The sequence below is a fragment of the Variovorax sp. AB1(2024) genome, assembly GCF_037482385.2.
In the GTDB taxonomy this organism is placed as follows: domain Bacteria; phylum Pseudomonadota; class Gammaproteobacteria; order Burkholderiales; family Burkholderiaceae_C; genus Variovorax.
The window spans coordinates 4,060,166-4,082,094 of the sequence record NZ_JBBHKP020000001.1; the positions used below are offsets into that span (position 1 = coordinate 4,060,166).

At 65.3% G+C, this 21,929-nt stretch carries 23 protein-coding genes; 10 read left to right on the forward strand and 13 right to left on the reverse strand.

The window, feature by feature from the left end; all coding sequences use genetic code 11:
- Positions 1-55: 55 nt before the first annotated feature.
- Together WIX39_RS18980 and WIX39_RS18985 are read right to left on the reverse strand one after the other, a co-directional pair.
- Positions 56-715, reverse strand: a complete 660-nt coding sequence (locus WIX39_RS18980; RefSeq protein WP_409195623.1) for a response regulator — start codon at positions 713-715, stop codon at positions 56-58.
- 63 nt (positions 716-778) lie between these two features.
- Positions 779-1,549 (reverse strand): IclR family transcriptional regulator domain-containing protein, encoded by a 771-nt coding sequence (locus WIX39_RS18985; protein ID WP_409195624.1) that lies wholly within the window; start codon positions 1,547-1,549, stop codon positions 779-781.
- 141 nt (positions 1,550-1,690) lie between these two features.
- On the opposite strand from WIX39_RS18985, the gene pobA reads away from it, so the two are divergent.
- Positions 1,691-2,872: a 4-hydroxybenzoate 3-monooxygenase gene (pobA, locus tag WIX39_RS18990; protein WP_409195625.1), complete on the forward strand. Its 1,182-nt coding sequence runs from the start codon at positions 1,691-1,693 to the stop codon at positions 2,870-2,872.
- Here the strand turns inward: pobA and WIX39_RS18995 are convergent.
- From WIX39_RS18995 to WIX39_RS19005, 3 genes are read right to left on the reverse strand one after another with little or no spacing between them, the layout of a single operon-like run.
- Positions 2,869-3,273 (reverse strand): SRPBCC family protein, encoded by a 405-nt coding sequence (locus WIX39_RS18995; protein WP_409195626.1) that lies wholly within the window; start codon positions 3,271-3,273, stop codon positions 2,869-2,871. The two genes, pobA and WIX39_RS18995, sit on opposite strands and share 4 nt — an antisense overlap.
- Before the next feature lie 13 nt (positions 3,274-3,286).
- The gene (locus tag WIX39_RS19000; protein WP_409195627.1) at positions 3,287-4,186 is read right to left on the reverse strand and encodes an AraC family transcriptional regulator; all 900 of its coding nucleotides are present in this window, start codon (positions 4,184-4,186) and stop codon (positions 3,287-3,289) included.
- 37 nt (positions 4,187-4,223) lie between these two features.
- The gene (locus WIX39_RS19005; RefSeq protein WP_409195628.1) at positions 4,224-6,554 is read right to left on the reverse strand and encodes a xanthine dehydrogenase family protein molybdopterin-binding subunit; all 2,331 of its coding nucleotides are present in this window, start codon (positions 6,552-6,554) and stop codon (positions 4,224-4,226) included.
- Between the two features lie 234 nt (positions 6,555-6,788).
- On the opposite strand from WIX39_RS19005, the gene aat reads away from it, so the two are divergent.
- From aat to WIX39_RS19020, 3 genes are read left to right on the forward strand one after another with little or no spacing between them, the layout of a single operon-like run.
- Positions 6,789-7,553: a leucyl/phenylalanyl-tRNA--protein transferase gene (gene aat / locus WIX39_RS19010; protein WP_081266319.1), complete on the forward strand. Its 765-nt coding sequence runs from the start codon at positions 6,789-6,791 to the stop codon at positions 7,551-7,553.
- Positions 7,550-8,299 carry an arginyltransferase gene (locus WIX39_RS19015; RefSeq protein WP_409195629.1) on the forward strand — a complete coding sequence of 250 codons (750 nt, stop codon included), beginning with the start codon at positions 7,550-7,552 and terminating at the stop codon, positions 8,297-8,299. Before aat ends, WIX39_RS19015 begins: the two co-directional genes overlap by 4 nt.
- A gap of 30 nt (positions 8,300-8,329) precedes the next feature.
- Positions 8,330-9,151: an IclR family transcriptional regulator gene (locus tag WIX39_RS19020; protein ID WP_081266317.1), complete on the forward strand. Its 822-nt coding sequence runs from the start codon at positions 8,330-8,332 to the stop codon at positions 9,149-9,151.
- A gap of 70 nt (positions 9,152-9,221) precedes the next feature.
- Here the strand turns inward: WIX39_RS19020 and WIX39_RS19025 are convergent, their stop codons facing one another.
- A complete protein-coding gene (locus WIX39_RS19025) occupies positions 9,222-10,268 on the reverse strand; it encodes a serine hydrolase (RefSeq protein ID WP_234382829.1) in 1,047 nt (348 codons plus the stop codon).
- On the opposite strand from WIX39_RS19025, the gene WIX39_RS19030 reads away from it, so the two are divergent.
- Entirely contained in the window at positions 10,234-10,554 is a 321-nt protein-coding gene (locus WIX39_RS19030; protein WP_234382999.1) for a hypothetical protein, read from the forward strand. The two genes, WIX39_RS19025 and WIX39_RS19030, sit on opposite strands and share 35 nt — an antisense overlap.
- Here WIX39_RS19030 and WIX39_RS19035 read toward each other — a convergent pair.
- The 7 genes from WIX39_RS19035 to WIX39_RS19065 all read right to left on the reverse strand — a co-directional run bounded on the left by WIX39_RS19035 (position 10,551) and on the right by WIX39_RS19065 (position 18,828).
- On the reverse strand, positions 10,551-12,089 hold the full coding sequence (locus tag WIX39_RS19035) for a 2-isopropylmalate synthase (RefSeq protein ID WP_106934321.1): 1,539 nt from the start codon (positions 12,087-12,089) through the stop codon (positions 10,551-10,553). The two genes, WIX39_RS19030 and WIX39_RS19035, sit on opposite strands and share 4 nt — an antisense overlap.
- 59 nt (positions 12,090-12,148) lie before the next feature.
- Positions 12,149-13,852 carry a 2-isopropylmalate synthase gene (gene leuA / locus WIX39_RS19040; RefSeq protein WP_106934320.1) on the reverse strand — a complete coding sequence of 568 codons (1,704 nt, stop codon included), beginning with the start codon at positions 13,850-13,852 and terminating at the stop codon, positions 12,149-12,151.
- 201 nt (positions 13,853-14,053) lie between these two features.
- Entirely contained in the window at positions 14,054-14,878 is an 825-nt protein-coding gene (gene pssA / locus WIX39_RS19045; protein ID WP_081266313.1) for a CDP-diacylglycerol--serine O-phosphatidyltransferase, read from the reverse strand.
- A gap of 182 nt (positions 14,879-15,060) precedes the next feature.
- Positions 15,061-16,077 (reverse strand): ketol-acid reductoisomerase, encoded by a 1,017-nt coding sequence (gene ilvC, locus WIX39_RS19050; protein ID WP_081266312.1) that lies wholly within the window; start codon positions 16,075-16,077, stop codon positions 15,061-15,063.
- Positions 16,078-16,130: 53 nt separating this feature from the next.
- Entirely contained in the window at positions 16,131-16,394 is a 264-nt protein-coding gene (locus WIX39_RS19055; RefSeq protein ID WP_081266311.1) for a DUF4282 domain-containing protein, read from the reverse strand.
- 53 nt (positions 16,395-16,447) lie between these two features.
- Positions 16,448-16,939, reverse strand: coding sequence for an acetolactate synthase small subunit (ilvN, locus tag WIX39_RS19060; protein ID WP_081266310.1), 492 nt, complete (start codon positions 16,937-16,939; stop codon positions 16,448-16,450).
- Positions 16,940-17,043: 104 nt separating this feature from the next.
- The gene (locus WIX39_RS19065) at positions 17,044-18,828 is read right to left on the reverse strand and encodes an acetolactate synthase 3 catalytic subunit (RefSeq protein WP_285410789.1); all 1,785 of its coding nucleotides are present in this window, start codon (positions 18,826-18,828) and stop codon (positions 17,044-17,046) included.
- A 280-nt stretch (positions 18,829-19,108) separates the two neighbouring features.
- Here WIX39_RS19065 and WIX39_RS19070 point away from each other — a divergent pair, with 280 nt between their 5' ends.
- The 5 genes from WIX39_RS19070 (at position 19,109) to WIX39_RS19090 (ending at position 21,917) form a co-directional block, all read left to right on the forward strand.
- Positions 19,109-19,675, forward strand: a complete 567-nt coding sequence (locus WIX39_RS19070) for an RNA polymerase sigma factor (RefSeq protein ID WP_081266308.1) — start codon at positions 19,109-19,111, stop codon at positions 19,673-19,675.
- A complete protein-coding gene (locus WIX39_RS19075) occupies positions 19,672-20,094 on the forward strand; it encodes a DUF3619 family protein (RefSeq protein WP_409195630.1) in 423 nt (140 codons plus the stop codon). Before WIX39_RS19070 ends, WIX39_RS19075 begins: the two co-directional genes overlap by 4 nt.
- Before the next feature lie 193 nt (positions 20,095-20,287).
- Complete coding sequence (locus WIX39_RS19080; RefSeq protein ID WP_234382533.1) at positions 20,288-20,932, forward strand: DUF3106 domain-containing protein; 645 nt, start codon at positions 20,288-20,290, stop codon at positions 20,930-20,932.
- 14 nt (positions 20,933-20,946) lie between these two features.
- Positions 20,947-21,513 carry an RDD family protein gene (locus WIX39_RS19085; RefSeq protein ID WP_081266305.1) on the forward strand — a complete coding sequence of 189 codons (567 nt, stop codon included), beginning with the start codon at positions 20,947-20,949 and terminating at the stop codon, positions 21,511-21,513.
- Positions 21,510-21,917 carry a diacylglycerol kinase gene (locus WIX39_RS19090; protein WP_081266304.1) on the forward strand — a complete coding sequence of 136 codons (408 nt, stop codon included), beginning with the start codon at positions 21,510-21,512 and terminating at the stop codon, positions 21,915-21,917. Before WIX39_RS19085 ends, WIX39_RS19090 begins: the two co-directional genes overlap by 4 nt.
- The last annotated feature ends 12 nt before the right edge of the window (positions 21,918-21,929 follow it).

Sequence of the window (21,929 nt, forward strand, 5' to 3'; positions counted from 1 at the left end):
GCCCCCGGAAGTGGGTTGGCGAAGCGACACGAAGTGCGCGCAGCCTGGGGGCGAGTCATAGCTTGGGCACCATGTAGCCTACGCCGCGCACGTTGCGGATCAGCTCCGCGCCCAGCTTCTTGCGCAGGCCGTGCACGTACACCTCCACCGCGTTGCTGCTGATCTCGTCTTTCCAGCTGTAGAGCTTTTCCTCGAGCTGGGCACGCGACAGCACCATGCCGGGCCGCGAGAGCAGCGGCTCCAGCACGGCCCATTCGCGGGCCGACAGCACCACCGGCTGGCCGGCCACCGAGACCTCGCGCGTGGCCGGGTTGATGCTCACGCCCATGTGTTCGTACACCGGTTCGGCACGGCCGGCCGCTCGGCGCAGCAAGGCGCGGATGCGGGCCAGCAGCTCTTCGAGGTCGTAGGGCTTGAGCACGTAGTCGTCGGCGCCGGCGTCGAGGCCTTCGATGCGCTGCTGGACCGAGTCGCGCGCGGTGGCAATCAGCACCGGCATGCGCTGCTTGCGCGCGCGCAGGTTGCGCAGCACTTCCAGTCCGTCGCGGCGCGGCACGCCCAGGTCGAGCATCACCAGGTCGTACTGCTGGGTGCGCAGCGCCGACTCCGCGGCCTCGCCGTCTTTCACCCAGTCCACCGCGTACTGCTCGGCACGCAGCAGGTCGAGCACGGCTTCGCCGATCATCACGTCGTCTTCGAGGAGGAGGAGTCGCATGGTTGTGTCCGTTTCGGGGATTCGAGGCGCGGGCCTTCGCTAAAGTTCAGATCGTAGGGAGCGTCACAGCAACGAACGCACTTCCCGCGCTGCTTCGAACAATAGCGGGAGCATGTCGCGCTGCAGGGCCTCTTCCTGGTAGCGCGTGCCCGACAGCACCATGTTCAGCGCCGCCACCGTGTGGCCCTGCATGTCGCGCAACGGCACCGCCAGCGCCTGCACGCCCAGTTCATGTTCCTCGCTGGCAAAACAATAGTCGTCCTTGCGGGCGCGGGCAACCAGCTGGCGCAGGCCACGCGCCTGTGTCACGGTATGGGGCGTGAGCCGCGCCAGGTGGCGCCCCTTGAGCCATTGCGTGAACACGGTGGGCGCCATTGCGGCCAGCAGCACGCGGCCGGTCGAGGTGGCATGGGCCGGCAGCCGTGCGCCCAGGTGCAGGCCGTAGGCCAGCACGCGCGTCGGCGTGCCGTAGCTGCCGCTGCGCGCAATGATGACCACCTCCTCGCCGTCGAGCACCACCGCCGAGAAAGACTCGCCCGTCTGTGCCGCCAGCCGGTTCAGCGTGGGTTGCAGCGCACGCGGCAGGCGCGACGACGCGAGGTAGCTGCCCGAGAAGCGCAGCACCTTCGGCGCCATCCAGAAATAGCTGCCGTCGGTTTCCAGGTAGCCCAGGTGCGCCAGCGTCAGCAGGTGGCGGCGGGCCGCGGCGCGGGTGAGGCCGGCGCGCTCCGCGGCCAGCGTGGCGTTGAGCCGCTGGCGCTCGGTGTCGAAGCTCTCGAGCACCGCCATTCCCTTGGCAATGCCCTCGATGAAGTCGGCTCTGGCGATGGTCATTCGTCCTCGGGTCGTCGTTGGGTCGAAGTGTTGCGCGATCATCGCGCACGCGTTCGCATGATCGCACAGAGCATCTCGCGCCGGCGCCACAGACGGGCGGGCCCGCCCTACGCTCCACCAAACCATCCCGGAGACACGAACATGCGCACCCAGGTCGCGATCATCGGCGCCGGCCCCGCCGGCCTTCTGCTCGGTCAGCTTCTGCACAAGGCAGGCATCGACAACGTCATCGTCGAACGCCAGAGCGGCGACTACGTGCTCGGGCGCATCCGCGCCGGCGTGCTCGAGCAGGTCACCATGGACCTGCTGGCCCGCGCCGGCGTCGACGCTCGCGCCAAGGCCGAAGGCCTGCCGCACGAGGGCATCGAGCTGCTCTTCAAGGGCGCGCGCCATCGCATCGACATGCACGGCTTCACGGGCGGCAAGCAGGTCACGGTGTACGGCCAGACCGAAGTGACGCGCGACCTGATGGAAGCGCGCGAAGCCGAAGGCCTGAAGACGATCTACAGCGCGGCCAACGTCAGCCTGCACGACTTCGACTCGAACAAGCCGCGCGTGCGCTACGAGAAGGACGGCCAGACGCACGAGATCGAATGCGACTTCATCGCCGGCTGCGACGGCTACCACGGCGTGAGCCGCGCGAGCGTGCCGCCCGACGCGATCCAGACCTACGAAAAGATCTACCCCTTCGGCTGGCTCGGCGTGCTGGCCGACGTGCCGCCGGTGTCGCACGAGCTCATCTACGCGAACACCGAGCGCGGCTTCGCGCTGTGCAGCATGCGCAGCGCCACGCGCAGCCGCTACTACGTGCAGGTGCCGACCGAGGAGCGCGTGGAAAACTGGAGCGACGAGGCCTTCTGGAACGAGCTTCGCGCACGCCTGGACCCCGAGGCACGCGAACGGCTGGTGACCGGCCCGTCCATCGAGAAGAGCATTGCGCCGCTGCGCAGCTTCGTTGCCGAGCCGATGCGCTTCGGCTCGCTGTTCCTGGCGGGCGACGCGGCGCACATCGTGCCGCCGACCGGCGCCAAGGGGCTGAACCTCGCGACGGCCGACGTGGGCTATCTGTCGCGCGCATTGGAGATCTTCTACCGCGAGAAGTCGGCCTCGGCGCTCGACCGCTACTCCGACCTGTGCCTGCGCCGCGTGTGGAAGGCCGAGCGCTTCTCGTGGTGGTTCACCTCGCTGATGCACCGTTTTCCGGAAACCGGCGCCTTCGGCCAGAAGATCCAGGAAGCGGAACTCGACTACCTGGTGCACTCGCACGCGGCCTCCACCTCGCTGGCCGAGAACTACGTCGGCCTGCCGCTGGAAGACTTCTAGGCGGTGCGCCCTTCGAGCGCCGCCTTCATCGCGGCGGCGCCCTGCACCATCATCGGCTCCACGTAGGCAGCCATGGCATCGGGCAGCACATCGGTGATCCACACGAAGCGGGAGCGCCCCGGACATTCCGTGAACACCTGCGCCGATGCGTGGTGATGGCTGGCCTTGCCGCCTGCGACGGTGTAGGCAAGCCGGCGGTGCGTGTCGTCGATGCCGACCGGCACCTCGCGCGCCACGAGGCCGTTGGCGAAAGTCAGCACGCGGGCGCCTTCCGCATCGATGGTGCAGCCGGTGAGAAAGCCCGGCGCGAGCCTCACGTGCACCGCGTTGAAGTCGCGCAGTGCGTCCCACACACGGGCAGCGTCCGCCTCGACGATGAATTCCTTGTAGATGGTGGCCATGGGTTGCCTCGCTTCAGAGTGACGCGACCCGGCCCGACGGCTGGATCAGGCGCTCATCATCGAGAAGCGCTGCGATGCGGTCTTGGAAAATCTTGCGGTCGCCGCGTGCCGCCTTGCGAAAGCCGCTGGGCGACACGCCGGCCGCGCGGTGGAAGGTGCGCACGAAATTGCTGAGATCTGCAAAGCCCACGTCGAGCGCGACCTCGGTCACGGGCCGGCCGTCGTCCTCGGCCAGCAGGCGCGCGGCACGGCGCAGCCGCGAGCGCACGAGGTACTGGTGCGGCGTGACGCCCAGCACCTGGGAGAACAGCCGCAGGAAGTGGAAGGAGCTCAGTCCGGCCTCGGCCGCCGCGCCGTCGAGGCCGATGTCGCCCTGCGAGTTGGCGTCGATCCACACTGCGGCATCGACCGCGCGACGGCGGTCTCGCGCCGCGGCCGTGGACGGCGCCGCGGACTTCCGGCGCCCGGACACGACCTCGACGAAACGGCTTGCAAACCACATGCCCAATTCGTCCAGGCCCGCATCGCCCTGCCCTTCGGCCGCGGCCTGGGCGAGTTCGCCGATCACCATGAGCTCGGCCAGCGGCGGCAGGCCGCCGGCGCGCCAGGCCTTCGAATCTCCGCCGATCAGGTCGACGAAGCCGGGCGACAGGTGGAACGCGAGGCATTCGTCGCCGCACACATGGTTGTCGTGTGTGCAGACGTATTCGTCGCCGGGGCAACCGACCAGCACCGAGCCGGTCACCAGTTCGTAGGCCCGGCCGCGCGTGCGGTAGCCGAAGCTGCCCTTGCGCACGTACGAGACCGAGTAGCCCTCGTGCAGTTCGGCAAAGGGCTGCGCGTCAGGCCCCGCGTCGCAGCGGTAGCTGGCGACGCTGATGGCGTCTGTCTCTGCTTCCGTGGTGACGAGCATGGCAGGCGCCCTTTTTCCGTCCCACGGAAACGATTGCCTAATCGACCGTTTGCATCGCCTGCCAGACGCGCGCAGGGCTCAGCGGCATGTGCAGCCGCGGCGCGCGGGTGGCAAGGCCGTTGCGCGCGAAGGCGTCGGCCACCGCGTTCACGATGGCCGGCGTGGCGCCGATGGTGCCCAGTTCGCCCACGCCCTTCACGCCCAGCGGGTTGTTCTTGCAGGGCGTGGATTCGTCCATTTCCATGTTGAACATGGTGTCGACGATGTCGGCGCGCGGCGCGGCGTAGTCCATCAGGCTGCCGGTGACGGGCTGGCCGGTTTCGTGGTCGTACACCACCTGCTCGTAGAGCGCCTGCCCGATGCCCTGCACCGCGCCGCCTTCGAGCTGGCCGCGCACGATCATCGGGTTGATGACGCGGCCCACGTCGTTGACCGAGCTGTAGGCCACCACGCTGATCTCGCCGGTGGGCGGGTCGATCTCGATCTCGCAGATGTGGCAGCCGTTGGGCCAGGTCGGGCCGGCCACCGTGCTGGTGGAGTCGACGAAGATCTCGCGCCCGGGCTGCTTGCCTGCGAGCGTGAACAGGTCGAGCTCGAGGTCGGTGCCGGCCACCATGAACACGCCGCGCGTGTAGGTGATGTCGTCGACGGCAGCCTCGAACTCCTGCGCCGCGAGCTCGCGCGCCTTGTCGATGGTGCGTTCCGCGCCGATGCGCACGGCCGAGCCGCCGGTGAAGAGCGAGCGCGATCCGGCGCTGCCGAAGCCGTCGCCGCGGTCAGTGTCGCCGAGCACCACGCGCACCTTGTCGATGGGCACGCCGAAGGCGTCCACGGCCAGTTGCGCGAGCGAGGTGGCAATGCCCTGCCCCATGGCGTTGACGGCAGAGAAGACCTCGATCACGCCATCGGCCCGCACGGACACCGTGACACGCTCCTCGAACACGTTGCCGCCCGTCCATTCGAGGAAGGTGGCAATGCCCAGGCCGCGATGCTTGCCCTGGCTGGCGGATGCGGCGGCGCGGCCCTCGAACCCCTGCCAGTCGGCCAGCGCCAGCGCCTGGTCCATCACCGACTCGAAGTTGCCGGTGTCGTAGGTCTGCGCCATCGGGTTCTTGTACGGCATCTGCTCGGGGCGGATGAAGTTGCGGCGGCGCAGCGCGATGCGGTCGATGCCGGTCTGGCGCGCGGCCTCGTCCATCAGCCGCTCGATGGTGAAGATGGCCTCGGGCCGGCCGGCGCCGCGGTAGGCGCCGGTGGGCGCGGTGTTGGTGAGCACCGCCTTGAAATGGAAGTCGATGGTCTGGATGTCGTAGACGCTGGTCTGCACCCAGGGGCCGATGAGCAGCTGGATGGCAACACCGGTGCCGGTGGCGTAGGCGCCCACGTTGGCGAGCGTCTTGATGCGCAGCGCCAAGATCTTGCCGTCGGCGTCCAGCGCCATTTCGGCGCGGGCCTCGATGTCGCGGCCATGCGCGCTCGACAGGAACTCTTCGCTGCGGTCGGCCACCCATTTCACCGGACGGCGGACCTGAAGCGCGGCATACGCGACCGCGATGTCTTCGGGGTAGGCGCCGGTCTTCATGCCGAAGCCGCCGCCGACATCGCCCACGACCACGCGCACTTTCTCCTTGGGCAGGCCGATGGCCGCGCACAGCGAATCGCGAACGCCGGAAGGCATCTGCGTGCTCATGCGGATGGTGAGGCGGCCCGTGTCGGCGTCTTGCGCGGCGAGCACGGAACGCGGCTCGATGGTCAGTGCGACCACGCGCTGGTTGTTCACGTCGAGCGCCACCACATGGCTGGCCTTGGCAAAGGCGGCGGTGGCGGCCTCGCTGCTGCCGTGGCGCATTTCGGCGGCGATGTTGCCGGAGGCCGCTTCGCACAGCTGCGGCGCGCCTTCGGCAGTGGCACTGGCAAGGTCGACCACCATCGGCAGGTCTTCGTAGTCGACCATGATGGCTTCGCAGGCGTCGCGCGCCTGCTGCACGGTGTCGGCCACCACGAGCGCCACGGCCTCTCCGACGAAACGCGTGCGTTCATGCGCCATTGCGTAGCGCGGCGGGCTGGCGCTGTCGCTGCCGTCCGCGCGCTTGAAGCCCGCGGCCCCGGGCATCGGCTTGACGCCGGCCCGCGCCATGTCGGCCCCGGTGATCACGCTGAGCACACCCGGCATGGCAGCCGCCGTGCTGGTGTCCACGGAAAGTATGCGTGCGTGGGGATAGGAAGACCGCAGGAAGACAAGGTGCGCCTGGCCGGGCAACGTGACGTCGTCCGTGTAGCGTCCGGCCCCGGCCAGCAGGCTTTCGTCCTCGAGTCTGCGCACTGCCTGGCCGCTGCCGAAGCGTGTGGGATTGGATTCAGTGGTCAACGTGGTCCTCTTGTGCTGATCCCGGCGCAAAACAGTTGCCAGCCGGATTCGCTGGTACCTGAGGGTACCGTGGCGAATGCAAGCTGTGGACTATATGGTCTTCGACGGGTCTTGTGGGTGTGTCGTGCCAGCGGTCGCTACGCTCCGGGCCTTTGCCTGATGGGCAGACCCGGGGCGTACGCAATTTTCCCCCAACTGGATTCAGTTTTCGATAAGCCGTGTATACCTGTGAACATGCAACAACTGCCTTGGCTCGAACCCGGAGACGCGCTGCCCGATCCCGCATCGGCATGGGGGGCCGCCGACCCGGTGCCCGGCCTGCTCGCGGCCGGCGGCGCACTGGATGTCGACACCCTGACGCAGGCCTACGCCAGTTGCGTCTTCCCATGGTTCAGCGAGGACCAGCCCATTCTCTGGTGGAGCCCCGACCCACGCATGGTGCTGCAGGTAGCTGACTTCCACCTGCATCGCTCGCTGCGCAAGACCCTGGCGCGCTTTGCGCAGACGCCTGGCTGCGAAGTGCGCATCGACCATGACTTCGGCGCCGTCATAGAGGCCTGCTCGCGCTCGCCGCGGGTGGGCCAGTCGGGCACGTGGATCGTTCCGGACATGGTGCGGGCCTATACGGATTTGCACCGCGCCGGCCATGCCCACAGCGTCGAGACCTGGATCGACGGCAAGCTGGCGGGCGGCCTCTATTGCGTGGCGCTGGGACGCGCGGTGTTCGGCGAGTCGATGTTCACGCGCCGGCCCGACGCCTCGAAGATCGCGCTGGCGGCGCTGGTGGCGCTTTGCAGGCGCTACGGCGTGCAAATGATCGACTGCCAGCAGAACACACCCCACCTCGCGAGCCTCGGCGCCCGCGAAATGCCGCGCGGGCGCTTCGTCGCGCACGTGGCCCAGGCCCGGCAGGAAGAGGGGCCACAGTGGCGTTTCGAGCCCGTATACTGGACTGAACTCCTTTCCGCGCGACCTCATTCTCCCGATGTGACGACGTGACGCACCTCAAGGACCTTCCGCTTCACACCCTGCAGTTCTACGCGACGGCGCCCTATCCCTGCAGTTACCTGCCGGACCGCCAGGCCCGCTCGCAGGTGGCCACGCCCAGCCACCTGATCCACAACGACGCCTATTCCGACCTGGTGCTCAGCGGCTTCCGGCGCAGCGGCATGTTCACCTACCGCCCCTACTGCGACGGCTGCCGCGCATGCGTTCCGCTGCGGGTGCTGGCCAACAGCTTCCACCCCACGCGCAGCCAGCGGCGCGCAGTGAAACAGCATTCCGAACTGCAGGCGCGCGTGTTGAAGCTGTGCTTCGTGCCGGAGCACTACCAGCTATACCTGCGCTACCAGAACGGCCGCCATGCCGGCGGCGGCATGGACCACGACAGCATCGACCAGTACACCCAGTTCCTGCTGCAGAGCAGGGTCAACTCGCGGCTGGTGGAGTTTCGCGAAACACTGCCTGACGGCAGCGCCGGGGCGCTCAAGATGGTGTCGATCCTCGACGTGCTGAACGACGGCATCTCGGCCGTCTACACCTTCTACGAGCCCGACACCAGCGCCGGCTACGGCACCTACAGCGTGCTCTGGCAGATCGAGCAGGCGCGCAAGCTGGGCCTGCCGCACGTGTACCTGGGCTACTGGATCGAGCACAGCCCGAAAATGAACTACAAGGCGCGCTTTTCCCCGCACGAAGTGTTGGTGGACGGTCGCTGGCAAGCGCCCGGCGATTTCACAAGGTAAAATGGCGCCCGGTCATCACCGCAGAGCGCCATGAGAAAAAACCAATCAGACATTCCCGCCGTTCCCGTGATCCAGGTGATCGAGCGCATGTTCGCGCTGATCGATGTCCTGGCATCCCGCGAAGAGGCGATTTCGCTGAAGGAGATCAGCGAAAAGACCGGCCTTCACCCGTCGACCACGCACCGCATCCTCAACGACCTCGCGGTGGGCCGCTTCGTCGACCGGCCCGAGGCCGGCAGCTACCGCCTGGGCATGCGCCTGCTGGAGTTGGGCAACCTGGTCAAGGGCCGGCTCAACGTGCGCGACGCGGCGCTGGGGCCGATGCGCGAACTGCACAAGCTCACGCAGCAGCCGGTCAACCTGAGCATGCGCCAGGGCGACGAGATCGTGTACATCGAGCGCTCGTACAGCGAACGCTCGGGCATGCAGGTGGTACGCGCCATCGGCGGCCGCGCCGCCCTGCACCTGACCTCGACCGGCAAGCTGTTCCTGGCCGCCGACGATCCGCAGCGCGTGCGCAGCTACGCCACCCGCACCGGGCTGGCCGGCCACACCCGCAACAGCATCACCCAGTTGCCCGCGCTCGAGCGCGAGTTGTCGAAGGCGCGCCAGTACGGCATCGCCCGCGACAACGAAGAACTGGAGCTGGGCGTGCGCTGCATGGCTGCCGGCATCTACGACGACCAGGGCAAGCTGGTGGCGGGCCTTTCCATCTCTGCCCCGGCCGATCGGCTGGACGAAGGCTGGCTGCCCAAGCTGCAGGCCACGGCCAACGAGATCTCTGGCGCGCTGGGGTTCAAGGATGGGGCTGCGGCCACCCCGGCGAACGGCAGCCCCTCGGCAGGCGCCTGACCCAGGCAGAACCCCAAAAGCAAACAGGCCCTGCGAAGGGCCTGTTTTCATTGGAGCGGGCAGGTCTAGCTCAGCCAGCGACCTGGTAGCCCACGTTGCGCGAAGACGCGGCCGGCGAGCCGGAGATCGAATGCGTGGCCTCGACCCAGCGGCGAACGCGCTCGGCGTCGGCAATGCGGCTGAACTTGCCGGCCGAATCCAGGAACACCATGATCAGCTTGCGCCCCGCTACCTTGGCCTGCATCACGAGGCACTGGCCGGCTTCGGAGATGTAGCCGGTCTTCTGCACACCGATTTCCCAATCAGGGCTCTTCACGAGACGGTTGGTGGTGTTGAACTGCAGCACGCGGTTGCCCACCTCCACCTGGTATTCAGGCGAGGTCGACAGCGAACGCACCGTGGCGTCTGCATAGGCGGCATTGACGAGCAGCGCCAGGTCTTGCGCGCTCGACTGGTTGCGGCTCGACAGGCCCGTGGGCTCGACGTAGCGCGTGTCCTTCATGCCGAGCATCTTTGCCTTGGCGTTCATGATGCTGACGAATGTCGACAGCCCGCCCGGATAGGTACGGCCCAGCGCGTGCGCCGCACGGTTTTCGCTCGACATCAGCGCCAGGTGCAGCAGTTCGCCCCGCGACAGCGTCGTGCCGACGGTCAGGCGCGAGCTGCTGCGCTTTTCGGTGTCGACATCGTCCTGGGTGATGGTGATGAGCTCTTCATTCGGCAGGTGCGCCTCGCTGATGAGCAGGCCGGTCATCAGCTTGGTGAGCGACGCGATCGGCAGCACGGCGTGGTCGTTCTTGCTGAACAGCACTTCGTGGGTGTCCTGGTCGATGACCAGCGCGACGCTCGACTTCAGGTCGAGCGAATCTTCGGTGCCGTGCAGGCCGGCCATCTGGCCGAAGGACTGGCGCGCGGGCTGTTCGACACGAACGACCGAGCGGCGCTGGACGGCCACCACGGTCTTGCCGTTCTTCTTGTGGATGGTGGCAACCACGTTGCGGCCACCACGAACGACTTTCTCTACTTTTTCGTTCTTCTCGGCCCGGCCGCCACGACTGGCGACTGCGGCGCCGCGAGCCGTCTTGGACGACGCGCTGCGCTTGGCCTCGACCGGCACAACGCCCTTCTTGGCGGCAGTGGTCTTGGAGGCGGCGGGCTTTTCTTTTTTCGCGGCCTGGGCGCCAGGCAGCAAAAACGCCGTGGCGCAGAACGCGACGGCGATGAACTTGAGTGCGGGTAGAAACCGCTGGCTGGAAACTCGGCGGAGACGGGCTTCAGGCATTAATAAATCTCCAGCGGCGACAAACGAGGACCGCAGTGTATCGAAATCAAAAAAGGCACGCAATATCAGTTACTTGCATCCTCTTCTTCAATCGAATACCAAGGATCGCCTGAAAACCTAACCTTGTGCCGCAACTCTCTCAGCTTGGCTCTGTAACTTGTTGAGCGCACTCAAATAAGCCTTTGCCGAAGCGACCACGATGTCGGGGTCTGCACCCACACCATTGACCACCCGCCCTGCGTTTTGTAACCGGACTGTAACTTCTCCTTGGCTTTCCGTCGAGCCGCTGATGGCGTTTACAGAGTAAAGAACCATCTCTGCGCCACTCTTGACGTGCGACTCGATCGCCTTCAGAGAAGCATCAACCGGGCCATTGCCGTCGGATTCGCCGGTGACTTCCTTGCCTTGGACGGTGAAGACGACCTTGGCCTGGGGGCGCTCTCCGGTTTCGCTGTGCTGGGAGAGAGAAACGAACGCAAACCGCTCACCAACGTTCGACACCTCCTCCGCGCTGACGAGCGCGAGGATGTCTTCGTCGAAAATTTCGGATTTGCGATCGGCCAGCTCCTTGAAGCGCAGGAAGGCGGCGTTGATCTCGCCTTCGCTCTCCATGGTCACGCCCAGCTCCTGCAGGCGCTGCTTGAAGGCATTGCGGCCGCTGAGCTTGCCCAGCACGATCTTGTTGGCCGTCCAGCCCACGTCCTCGGCGCGCATGATTTCGTAGGTGTCGCGGGCCTTGAGCACGCCGTCCTGGTGGATGCCCGAGGCATGCGCGAAGGCATTGGCGCCCACCACCGCCTTGTTCGGCTGCACCACGAAGCCGGTGGTCTGGCTCACCATGCGGCTCGCGGCCACGATGTGCTGGGTGTCGATGCGCAGGTCGAGCCCGAAATAGTCCTTGCGGGTCTTGACCGCCATGACCACTTCCTCGAGCGAGCAGTTGCCAGCGCGCTCGCCCAGCCCGTTGATGGTGCATTCCACCTGGCGCGCGCCGCCGATCTTCACGCCGGCCAGCGAGTTGGCCACGGCCATGCCCAGGTCGTTGTGGCAATGCACCGACCAGATGGCCTTGTCGCTGTTGGGAATGCGCTCGCGCAGCATCTTGATGAAGTTGCCGTATAGCTCTGGAATGGCGTAGCCGACGGTGTCGGGCACGTTGATGGTGGTGGCGCCTTCGTTGATGACGGTCTCCAGCACGCGGCAGAGAAAGTCCGGATCGCTCCGGTAGCCGTCTTCGGGGCTGAATTCGACGTCGCCGATCTGGTTGCGCGCGAAGCGCACCGCCAGTCGGGCCTGTTCGTGCACCTCGTCGGGAGTCATGCGCAGCTTCTTTTCCATGTGAAGCGGCGAGGTCGCGATGAAGGTGTGGATGCGCCCGCGGGCCGCGCCCTTGAGGGCCTCGGCGGCGCGTGCGATGTCGCGGTCATTGGCGCGCGACAGGCCACACACCGTCGAGTCCTTGATCGTGCCGGCAATCGCCTTGACGGCCTCGAAATCGCCGTTCGAACTGGCTGGAAAGCCGGCCTCGATGACGTCGACCTTCAGCCGCTCCAGCAGCTTGGCAATGCGCATCTTCTCGTCGCGCGTCATCGAGGCGCCCGGCGATTGCTCGCCGTCGCGCAAGGTGGTGTCGAAAATTATGAGTTGCTCGGTCATCGTGGTTCTCCTTGGTTCGCTGCCACCTGCCGAGCACTGCGCGGATCCGCGCGGCGACGTCAGGCGACTTCAACCACCGATTGTGCGCTGTGCGCGCCCCGGGCCCGCGAACGCTGGACACCCGAAACAATCGCTTTCAGCGACGCCGAGATCACGTTGGCGTCGATGCCCACGCCGAACAGCGTCTGGCTTTCATCTACGCGCAGTTCCAGGTAGGCCACGGACTTCGCATCGGCACCGGCGCCGATCGCATGCTGGTGGTAGTCCATCACGCGGACCGTGTGGCCGGTGGCCTTGCTCAGCGCCTGGGTGAAGGCGTCGATGGGTCCGTTGCCACGGCCTTCGATGGCACGCGTTTCGCCATTCCACAGCAGATCGCCGCGCAGGACCACGGAAGCGTTGGCGCCCTCGCCTTCTTCCTCGATCACACGGTGCTGGAGCGATTGCGCCGTCTCGATGCCGTATTCGCGCACGAACAGGTCCCAGAGGTCGGCGGCGGTGAGTTCCTTGCCGGCCACGTCCATCACGCGCTGCACGACCTGCATGAATTCCATCTGCAGGCGGCGCGGCATTTCAATGCCGTACTCGCTCTCGAGCAGATAGGCCATGCCACCCTTGCCGGACTGGCTGTTCACGCGGATCACGGCTTCGTAGCTGCGGCCCACGTCCTTCGGATCGATGGGGAGGTAAGGCATGTCCCAGATATCGCCTTCCTTGCGCGCCGCGAAAGCCTTCTTGATCGCGTCCTGGTGAGAGCCGGAGAACGAGGTGTAGACGAGGTCGCCCACGTAAGGGTGGCGCGGATGCACGGGAATCTGGTTGCAGTGCTCGACCGTCGCGCGGATCTCGTCGATGTTCGAGAAATCGAGTTCCGGAGAAACGCCTTGGGTGTAGAGGTTGAGCGCGACGTTCACGAGGTCGAGGTTGCCGGTGCGCTCGCCGTTGCCGAAGAGACAGCCTTCGATTCGCTCGGCACCGGCCATGAGGGCCAGTTCGCCGGCCGCGGTTCCGGTGCCGCGGTCATTGTGCGGATGCACGCAAAGCACGATGGAATCGCGCCGCGCGAGGTTGCGGTGCATCCACTCGATCATGTCCGCGAAGATGTTCGGCGTGGAATGCTCGACCGTCGTCGGCAGGTTGACGATGCACTTGCGCTGCGGCGTCGGTGCCCACACTTCCGTTACCGCATCGACCACGCGCTTGGAAAACGCCACGTCGGTGCCCGAGAACATTTCGGGCGAATACTGGAAGGTCCACCGGGTGTTCGGCTGCTTCGCTGCGAACTCGTTGAACATGCGCGCGTGCGTGGTCGCGAGCTCGACGATCTGGTCTTCGTTCATGCCGAGGACCACGCGGCGCATCACCGGGGCCACTGCGTTGTAGAGATGCACGATGGCGCGCGGCGCGCCTTGCAGCGACTCGAAGGTGCGTGCAATGAGGTGGTCGCGTGCCTGCGTCAGCACCTGGATGGTCACGTCTTCGGGAATGCGGTCTTCCTCGATGAGCTTGCGCACGAAGTCGAATTCGATCTGCGATGCCGAGGGAAAACCGACTTCGATTTCCTTGAAGCCGATGGCCACGAGGGTTTCGAACATGCGCATCTTGCGCGCGATGTCCATCGGCTCGACCAGCGCCTGGTTGCCATCACGCAGGTCGGTCGACAGCCAGATGGGCGCCTTGGTCAGCACGGCATCGGGCCAGGTACGGTCCTTGAGGCCGATCGGGGCGAATGCGCGGTATTTGCTTTGAGGTTGCTTGAGCATGTCGATTTCTCTGTGATGGTTGGTAATCGACCAGCAACCCCAAAAAACAAACGGCCCGTTGCTGGTGCTAACGGGCCGTGGTGAGGGATTTGCGCGTGCGCTACCGTCTCCGCCCGTGAGGGAGGGCTAGTAGGGCCAGCAGCGAAATCTTGGTCATGAGGGTTGCGAATGTAGCACAGGCTGAGCGGGCCTGCCCTGGCCTCAGTTATGCAGTCCGCGCTCGTCGGGCTCTTCGGTGGAGGTACTGATCACGCTTGCCGGCTGGCCCTTGGCCTTGCGCCAGGCATACACGACATAGCCGCTCAGGCCGTAGGCGACGAACAGGCCGAAGAGCACCGTCGGCGGGTTGATGTTGATGACCGCGATGCCCAGCGCGATGAGCACGATCACCACGAAGGGCACGCTCTTCTTCATCTGGATGTCCTTGAAGCTGTAGAACGGCGCGTTCGTGACCATCGTGAGACCCGCATACAGCGTGAATGCAAACGTGACCCAGGTGATCTGCGTCCACGAAAGGTACAGCACGTCGCCGCCGCGCTTGCCCCATTCATTCACCAGCCAGATGAAGCCGGCCACCAGTGCCGCGGCCGCCGGCGACGGAAGTCCCTGAAACCAACGCTTGTCGACCACGCCGGTGTTCACGTTGAAGCGCGCCAGCCGCAAGGCCGCGCAGGCGCAATACACGAACGCGGCAATCCAGCCCCAGCGCCCCAGGCCCTTGAGCGACCACTCGTAAGCGATGAGCGCGGGCGCGGCGCCGAACGACACCATGTCGGACAGCGAATCCATCTGCTCGCCGAACGCGCTCTGCGTGTTGGTCATGCGGGCCACGCGGCCGTCGAGGCTGTCGAGCACCATCGCGGCGAACACGCCTAGCGCCGCGAGGTCGAAGCGCGCGTTCATGGCCATCACCACCGAATAGAACCCGCCGAACAGCGCCGCCAGCGTGAACAGGTTCGGCAGGATGTAGATGCCCTTGCGGCGTTTGCGCGGTTGCACGTCGTCGGGAACCGTATCGTCATGCATTGAAATTGCCTCCGTCCCTCATGGGCACGCCACGTACAGCTATCCAATCGATAGCATCTTGATCTGTGAATCGCATGGCTCGCAGTGTAGTTCAGGGGACCTCTTCGCCCCCTTCAAACAAAAGGGCCACCGCGACGGGTGGCCCTCGGGAAAAGGCGCCGAAGCGCCCTTCAACCGGATGATCAGTTGCGGGTCTGGTCGACCAGCTTGTTCTTCTTGATCCAGGGCATCATCGCGCGCAGCTTTTCGCCGACGACTTCGATCTGGTGCTCTGCGTTCAGGCGGCGGCGGCTGATCAGCGTGGGAGCGCCGGCGGCGTTTTCCAGCACGAAGCTCTTGGCGTACTCGCCGGTCTGGATGTCCTTCAGCACTTGCTTCATGACCTTCTTGGTCTCTTCGGTCACGACGCGCGGGCCGGTGACGTACTCGCCGTATTCGGCGTTGTTCGAGATCGAGTAGTTCATGTTGGCGATGCCGCCTTCATAGATCAGGTCGACGATCAGCTTCAGCTCGTGCAGGCATTCGAAGTACGCCATTTCGGGCGCGTAGCCGGCTTCCACCAGCGTTTCGAAACCGGCCTTGATCAGCTCGACCGTACCGCCGCACAGAACCGCTTGTTCGCCGAACAGGTCGGTCTCGGTTTCTTCGCGGAAGTTGGTCTCGATGATGCCGGCCTTGCCGCCGCCGTTGGCGGTGGCGTAGCTCAGCGCGAGGTCACGTGCCTTGCCGGTCTTGTCCTGGTGCACGGCCACGAGGTGGGGCACGCCGCCGCCTTGGGTGTACGTGCTGCGCACGGTATGGCCCGGGGCCTTGGGAGCGACCATCCACACGTCGAGGTCGGCGCGCGGCTGCACGAAGCCATAGTGCACGTTGAAGCCGTGCGCGAAGACCAGCGAAGCGCCTTCCTTGATGTTCGGAGCCACGTCGTTCTTGTAGACGTTCGCGATCTGCTCGTCGGGCAGCAGGATCATGACGACGTCGGCGGCCTTCACGGCGTCGGCGACTTCAGCGACCTTCAGGCCGGCCTTTTCGACCTTGGGCCACGAGGCGCCGCCCTTGCGCAGGCCGACCACGACCTTGACGCCGCTGTCGTTCAGGTTCTGCGCGTGCGCATGGCCTTGCGAGCCGTAACCGATGATGGCGACCGTCTTGCCCTTGATGAGGCTGAGGTCCGCGTCCTTGTCGTAATAAACCTTCATATGCGTCTTTCCTATTTAATCTCGAGCATCCCCAACAGCGGGGACGCATTCACTCACAGTGGGCCGGAAGTATTCCGGGCCTTCATTTGCTGATTGATGGACACGAGGTTGTCGTGAATGCGGAACAGCAGGATCAGCAATTCGCTGTAGACGCGAACGATGATCGCGCCGAAAACCAGGACCCCGATGGCGACCAGGATGCGTCCCTGGAACAACGCCGTGGCGGTCATTGCGAGCACAGCCAGCAATCCAAGGAAATACAGTATCCGGATGATGATGGGCGTCACCATCTTGTCGAATCCCAGCAAGTCTTGCATCACGTTCTCCTCATGTGTCGATGAAACGATGAAACTGAGGGGATCTGCACCCCCTACACGCGCAGGATGCGCTCACCGCGCCCGATGCCGCTGGCACCGGTGCGGACAGTTTCGAGGATAGCGCTACGCTCGATCGCTTCGAGGAAAGCGTCGTTCTTGCCGTGGTCGCCGGTGAGTTCGATGGTGTAGCTCTTGTCGGTCACGTCGATGATGCGGCCGCGGAAGATTTCCGCCATGCGCATCATTTCCTCGCGCTCCTTGCCGACCGCGCGCACCTTCACCATCATGAGCTCGCGCTCGGTGTAGGCGCCCTCGGTCAGGTCGACGACCTTCACCACTTCGATCAGGCGGTTCAGATGCTTGGTGATCTGCTCGATCACGTCGTCGGAGCCGGTCGTGACGATGGTCATGCGCGAGAGGCTCGAGTCCTCGGTCGGCGCGACTGTCAGCGATTCGATGTTGTAGCCACGGGCCGAGAACAGGCCCACCACGCGGGAAAGAGCACCCGGCTCGTTTTCCAGCAGCACTGCAATGATGTGTTTCATGTTTGCGTGACTCCTCTTTTCGCCGCCCTCCCCCGTGCACGGTAATGCGCGGGCTCGGCGGGCAATAGATTCGTCAGTAAGGAGTTGAGCGAATGTTCCGCGGATCAGAGATCTTCGGAACCCAGCAGCATTTCGGTGATGCCCATTCCGGCCTTCACCATCGGGAACACGTTTTCGGTGGGGTCGGTGCGGAAGTCCATGAACACCGTGCGGTCCTTGAGCTTGCGTGCTTCGCGCAGCGCGGGCTCCACGTCTTGTGGACGCTCGATCAGCATGCCGACGTGGCCGTAGGCCTCGGCGAGCTTCACGAAGTTGGGCAGTGCATCCATGTAGCTGTGGCTGTAGCGGCCGGAGTATTCGATCTCCTGCCATTGGCGCACCATGCCCAGGTAGCGGTTGTTGAGCGAGCAGATCTTGATCGGCGTGTTGTATTGCAGGCAGGTGGAGAGTTCCTGGATGCACATCTGCACCGAGCCTTCGCCGGTGATGGTGAACACTTCCGAATCGGGCTTGGCGAGCTTGATGCCCATGGCATAGGGAATGCCCACGCCCATGGTGCCCAGGCCGCCGGAGTTGATCCAGCGGCGCGGCTCGTCGAAGCGGTAGTACTGGGCGGCCCACATCTGGTGCTGGCCCACGTCCGACGTGATGTACGCGTCGGCGTCCTTGGTCATGTTCCAGAGGGTCTCGACCACGTACTGCGGCTTGATCACGTCCTTGTTGCCGCGGTCGTACTTGAGGCAGTCGCGCGAACGCCAGGCCTCGATGGTCTTCCACCAGTCGGCCAGCGCACCGGCGTCGGGCTTGGCGGTGCTCTCGCGGATCATCGAGATCAGTTCGGTGAGCACATCCTTCACGTCGCCGACGATCGGGATATCGACCTTCACGCGCTTGGAGATGCTCGAAGGGTCGATGTCGACGTGGATGATCTTCCGTTCGTTCTGCGCGAAGTGCTTGGGATTGCCGATGACGCGGTCGTCGAAACGCGCACCCACCGCCAGCAGCACGTCGCAGTTCTGCATCGCGTTGTTGGCTTCGATGGTGCCGTGCATGCCCAGCATGCCGAGGAACTTGCGGTCGCTGGCCGGATAGGCGCCCAGGCCCATCAGCGTGTTGGTGACCGGGTAGCCGAGCATGTCGACCAGGGTGCGCAGCTCGTTGGTGGCGTTGCCCAGCAGCACGCCGCCGCCCGTGTAGATGTACGGGCGCTTGGCGGCCAGCAGCAGTTGCAGCGCCTTGCGGATCTGTCCGCCGTGGCCCTTGCGCACCGGGTTGTACGAACGCATCTCGACCTTGTCGGGATAGCCTGCGTAGGGAACCTTCTTGAAGGAAACGTCCTTCGGCACGTCCACCACCACCGGGCCCGGACGGCCGCTGCGCGCGATGTGGAAGGCCTTCTTCATCGTCATGGCCAGATCCTTGGGATCCTTGACGAGGAAGTTGTGCTTGACGATGGGGCGGGTGATGCCGACCGTGTCGCATTCCTGGAAGGCGTCGAGGCCGATGGCGGCAGTCGGCACCTGGCCCGAAATGATCACCATCGGGATCGAGTCCATGTACGCCGTGGCGATACCGGTCACCGCGTTGGTCAGGCCCGGGCCGGAAGTGACCAGCGCCACGCCGACTTCGCCGGTCGCGCGCGCATAGCCGTCCGCCGCGTGCACGGCTGCCTGCTCGTGACGCACCAGCACGTGCTGGATGGTGTCCTGCTTGTAGAACGCGTCGTAGATGTAGAGAACGGCGCCGCCGGGGTAACCCCAGACGTATTGCACGCCTTCGGCCTGCAGTGCCTTGACCAGCACTTCAGCGCCCATGAGTTCTTGCGTGGCGTTGCCGGCGTTCGACGACGCAGCGGCAGCGGAGAGGATTTCCGCCTTGGAGATTTCCATGATCAACCTTTGTTTATTTCGGGAACGAAATACCTTGGGTGCCCCTTGCCAACCCTTGTGAGGCCGCGCCAGGACTTGAGGCCAAAGCCATGAGCGGACTGATGTTCCGCCGGACCGTGACCCGTTTGCCTTTTGACTTGCAGCGCGGATTATGACATTTCCGGGCGTTCAGATTCGCTTCAGCTCTTGCGTAAAGCGACAAAGGCATAATCCGCGGCGGTAAACATACGCGATCGCTAGACCCCTCTTCCCACGCGGCGCGACCTGCGCCCCCTCTCGCTTGGCCACTGAACTAGAACTCTCCGACTTCCTGAAAAGCGTCGAACGACGCGCTTTCAAGCGCTCGGTCTACCACGTGCGGGATGAAGAAGCGGCGCTCGATATCGTGCAGGACAGCATGATGAAGCTGGCGCAGCACTATGGCGACAAGCCGGCCGACGAACTGCCGATGCTGTTCCAGCGCATCCTGTCGAACTGCACCCTCGATTGGTTCCGGCGCCAGAAGACCCGCCGCGCCCTGTTCTCGAACCTCAGCGACTTCGACTCGGTCGACGACGACGGCGATTTCGACCTGCTGGAGAACTTCGTCTCGCCGACCGACTCTAGGGAATCGGAGAGCGCCGAAGACACCACCCGCCGCGCCCAGGTCTTCCACGAGATCGAGGAACAGATCGCAGCATTGCCGGGCCGTCAACGCGAGGCTTTCCTGATGCGTTACTGGGAGGAAATGGACGTCGCGGAGACGGCTGCAGCGATGGGCTGTTCCGAAGGCAGCGTCAAAACCCACTGCTCGCGAGCCGTTCACGCTCTGAGCAAAGCGCTCAAGGCCAAGGGAATATCGCTATGAATACTAAGGTTTCACACTCCTCATTCACCGCCGAAGACGAGTTCGGACGGCGCCTCGCTGCCCGCCTCTCGGCCGGCAACAAGGAGTTGTCGCACGACATCGGCGAACGGCTCCGCGTGGCGCGTGCACAGGCCGTGGCCGCGCGCAAGCTGCCCCCGCAACTGCGGGCGGCCCCCGTGGTGGTGCAGTCGGGGCACACGGCAGTACTGGGTGGCAGCTGGTGGACCCGCATCGGCTCGGTGGTGCCGCTCATTGCGCTCGTGGCCGGCCTTATCACCATCAGCGTGATGCAGGACGACGACCGCGCCAGCGAACTCGCCGAAGTCGATTCGGCACTGCTCACCGGCGACCTGCCGCCTGCTGCTTATACCGACCCCGGTTTTGCTCAATTCCTGAAGGCCGACAGCGCCTCCGACTGAACTTTTCACTGACCGAATGCGACGCCGCCCCTCTCCCAGCGCGAACTCCTCCCGCCCGCTGCGCCCGCTTCAGGCGGGCGCAGTCGTTTGGGCGAGTGCGCTTGTGGTTGCCGCCCTTGGGCTGACGACTGCCGGCGCACAGCCCCGTGCAGAGACCGCTGCGGCCACCGCAGGCGTCAGCAGCCCCAAGGCCGTGTCGACGACCAAGCCGCTCTGGAGCGAACTCACCTCGGGGCAGCAGCAGGCCCTCGCGCCGCTCGGCCCCCACTGGAACACCCTGAACATCGGACAAAAGCGCAAATGGCTGGCGCTGTCGCGCAATTACTCGGAAATGTCGGCAGAGGACAGGAAGACGCTTCACAGCCGCATGATCGAGTGGGCCGCACTGAGCAACCAGCAGCGCACCCAGGCACGCCTGAACTTTGCGGAGGTCAAGCGCATTCCGGCTGACGAGCGCAAGGCCAAATGGGAGCAGTACCAGGCCCTGAGCGAGGAAGAAAAGCGAAAGCTGGCCGAGCGCGCTCCTCCCAAGCCGCGCGGTGCCGCCATACCGGTGCGCCCTGTTTCCTCGCAGAAGCTCGTGCCAGTGCCCGCGGTCACGCCCGGTGTGCAGCACACGCCGAGGATCCTGCTGACGCCGCCGCCCGCCCCGCCGGCGCCGCCCGCCACACTCATGGTCGCCACCCCGCCGGAACGCTCGCCTTCGACAGCTCCGGCTGTCGTGGTGACCCCTGCAGCGCCGCAGCCATCCGGCGTCTCGGCGCCGCCAGTTCCTGCGGAAGCACAGGTGCCGCCCCCTTCGTCGGCCACGGCCGAACCGGCTGCCACTTCTCCCTGACCACAAGGGCCTCGATGGTTTCCAGTACTCCCGAAGTCTCGGGATCCGATCACCCGGCCTCGCCCGTCCCACCAGCAAGCAGCGCTCCCGTCTCTACAGTGCCCGGCCTGTGGCGCCGGATGGCCTGCTGGCTCTATGAAGGCATGCTGCTTTTCGCGGTCGTGTTCGTCTCCGGCTGGCTCTTCAGCACGCTGGGACAGATGCGCGACGCCATGGATTCGCGGCGCCATCTGTTCCAGGCTTTCCTCTTCGTCGTTTTTGGCGTGTACTTCGTCTGGTTCTGGACCAAGGGCCAGACCCTCGCCATGAAAACCTGGAACATCCGCATCGTCGACTTGCAAGGCCGGCCCATCAGCCAGCGCCGGGCGCTTGCACGTTACCTGCTGAGCTGGATCTGGTTCCTGCCACCGCTGGCCGCGCTTGCCCCTTTCAAGCTCTCGGGCGGCGAATCGACCCTCCTGATCTTCGGCTGGGTCGCCATCTGGGCCCTGCTTGCACGTTTTCACCCCGACCGCCAGTTCTGGCACGACGCCTGGGCCGGTACGCGGCTCATCACCTCCAAGCCGATGAGCCGCCGATGAGTGCCTTGCCCAATCTTCCCGATCCCGCCGTCAATCCGCAAAAGGCCCGCAAGGGCTTCGAGCGCGTCTGGCACGCCACGCTCATCTCGCTGCACGGCCTGCGCGCCGGCTGGAGCGAGCCAGCCTTCCGCCAGGAAGCCATCCTGTCGATCGTGATGATCCCGGCGGCTTTCTGGCTCGGCCGCAGCTGGGTCGAAGTGGCCCTGCTCGCGGGCAGCGCGCTCCTGGTGATGATCGTGGAACTGCTCAACACCGCGGTCGAGGCCGCCATCGACCGCATCGGCCCCGAATGGCACGACCTGTCCAAGCGCGCCAAGGACATGGGCAGCGCGGCCGTGCTGCTGTCGCTCGTGCTCTGCGGCGGCATCTGGGCCGCCGCGCTGTGGCAACGCTTCCTGTCATGAGAAGGCATGCCG

Coding starts and splice junctions, on each gene's coding strand:
- aat (WP_081266319.1), top strand. CDS start 6,789: ATGCAACAACTGCCTTGGCTCGAACCCGGAGACGCGCTGCCCGATCCC.
- WIX39_RS18995 (WP_409195626.1), bottom strand. CDS start 3,273: ATGGCCACCATCTACAAGGAATTCATCGTCGAGGCGGACGCTGCCCGT.
- WIX39_RS19055 (WP_081266311.1), bottom strand. CDS start 16,394: ATGCAAGACTTGCTGGGATTCGACAAGATGGTGACGCCCATCATCATC.
- leuA (WP_106934320.1), bottom strand. CDS start 13,852: ATGCTCAAGCAACCTCAAAGCAAATACCGCGCATTCGCCCCGATCGGC.
- WIX39_RS19035 (WP_106934321.1), bottom strand. CDS start 12,089: ATGACCGAGCAACTCATAATTTTCGACACCACCTTGCGCGACGGCGAG.
- ilvN (WP_081266310.1), bottom strand. CDS start 16,939: ATGAAACACATCATTGCAGTGCTGCTGGAAAACGAGCCGGGTGCTCTT.
- pobA (WP_409195625.1), top strand. CDS start 1,691: ATGCGCACCCAGGTCGCGATCATCGGCGCCGGCCCCGCCGGCCTTCTG.
- WIX39_RS19000 (WP_409195627.1), bottom strand. CDS start 4,186: ATGCTCGTCACCACGGAAGCAGAGACAGACGCCATCAGCGTCGCCAGC.
- WIX39_RS19085 (WP_081266305.1), top strand. CDS start 20,947: ATGGTTTCCAGTACTCCCGAAGTCTCGGGATCCGATCACCCGGCCTCG.
- pssA (WP_081266313.1), bottom strand. CDS start 14,878: ATGCATGACGATACGGTTCCCGACGACGTGCAACCGCGCAAACGCCGC.
- WIX39_RS19090 (WP_081266304.1), top strand. CDS start 21,510: ATGAGTGCCTTGCCCAATCTTCCCGATCCCGCCGTCAATCCGCAAAAG.
- WIX39_RS19065 (WP_285410789.1), bottom strand. CDS start 18,828: ATGGAAATCTCCAAGGCGGAAATCCTCTCCGCTGCCGCTGCGTCGTCG.
- WIX39_RS19075 (WP_409195630.1), top strand. CDS start 19,672: ATGAATACTAAGGTTTCACACTCCTCATTCACCGCCGAAGACGAGTTC.
- WIX39_RS18980 (WP_409195623.1), bottom strand. CDS start 715: ATGCGACTCCTCCTCCTCGAAGACGACGTGATGATCGGCGAAGCCGTG.
- ilvC (WP_081266312.1), bottom strand. CDS start 16,077: ATGAAGGTTTATTACGACAAGGACGCGGACCTCAGCCTCATCAAGGGC.
- WIX39_RS19020 (WP_081266317.1), top strand. CDS start 8,330: ATGAGAAAAAACCAATCAGACATTCCCGCCGTTCCCGTGATCCAGGTG.
- WIX39_RS18985 (WP_409195624.1), bottom strand. CDS start 1,549: ATGACCATCGCCAGAGCCGACTTCATCGAGGGCATTGCCAAGGGAATG.